Origin of the sequence: Nocardia sp. CWNU-33, from assembly GCF_046764895.1 — a bacterium.
Classification (GTDB): Bacteria; Actinomycetota; Actinomycetes; order Mycobacteriales; family Mycobacteriaceae; genus Nocardia.
Genome location: NZ_JBKOQN010000111.1, coordinates 1 through 1252 on the forward strand (window position 1 = coordinate 1; position 1252 = coordinate 1252).

At 62.1% G+C, this 1252-nt stretch carries 1 protein-coding gene; it reads right to left on the bottom strand.

Annotated features, from left to right (window positions below):
- Positions 1-927 (bottom strand): IS21-like element helper ATPase IstB (gene istB / locus ACLMAL_RS39595; RefSeq protein ID WP_412003765.1); only part of this gene is annotated, 927 nt, incomplete at its 3' end.
- Positions 928-1252 lie beyond the last annotated feature (325 nt).

Consider the following 1252-nt stretch of genomic DNA (forward strand, 5'->3'; position numbering starts at 1 on the left):
GCGATAGCTGTGGGTGCCGGTCTCGATGATGTTGCCGCCGAAGGTAAGTCGGTCGATGATCGCGGCGCGGAGCCCAGCGTCGGTGAAGGTTTGGGACCAGCCGGCGACGCTGCGGTTGGAGACGATCGCGACCGACTTCCTCTCCTCACGTTCGGTCAATACCTGGAACAGCAATTCGGCGCCGCGGCTGTCCAGCTCTGTGTAGCCGAGTTCGTCGATGCAGAGCAGGTCGACGCCGCTGTAGCGGGCGATGGTGTTGGTGAGCCGTTTACCATCGACGGCTTCGATCAATTTGTTGACCAGCCTGGCAGCCAGGGTATATCTGACGCGGTATCCGGCTTTCGCCGCCTCGGTGCCCAAGGCGATGAGCAGATGGGATTTCCCAGTGCCGGAGTCACCGATCAAACACAACGGCAGCCCTTCCTTCACCCAGTCGCATTTAGCGAGAGTGCGGATCATGCCAGGGTCGACACTGGGGTTGGCACCGAAATCGAAGTCACGCAACGTTTTAGAGCGAGGAAACCCGGCGGCCTTGATGAGCCGTTCGGAGCGGCGACGGGCCGTCACCTGTTCTGCCTGTAGCTGTGGTTTGCGTTCGCGGACATAGGCACTGACTCGCTGATACGACACGTCTCTCATGCCGTGCTCCTCGAGCAAACGGTGATAGATCCGGGTCGCCGTGTGACGTTGCCTACGAGGCACATCCAGATCGGCGCGCAGAACATCGTCGATGAACGGCTTGTAGGGATCCAGCTTCTGTGGACGCGGCGGATACTCCTTACGGGGCTCGGGCCACACCGACTCCGTCGCGCTGGCCACCGTACGCCACCCCACCTTGTGCTTGCGCTCGATTGCACGCATGGATAGGCCGGCACGAAGATCCTGGCGGATAGCCGCGTACAGCTCAACTTTCGACATGTCGGACATCGGCAGACTCCCCTCCCGCAACCCGATAATTACACTATAACCGCTGGTGCCGCCTAAATCCGTGACTCCGCAACGCGCCCGTTAAGATTCGTGAGCAACCGCCGTCACGGTTGATGAACAGGGTACGGGCCCGAGGTAGACCTCGATACCGTCCCGAGTAGTGGCAGATCGTGTTCGACCGGGCAGGTCGATGCGTCGCTGCCGCGGCAGCGACGTGGCGAGTCACCACGTGCCGGCTATGCGCAACAGTGGGAACGCGCGGGCGTGGATGCTCGGCTCGACCCATGCGCCGCCGGGTGGGCAGCCTCGATGCGTTTGCTCGGTG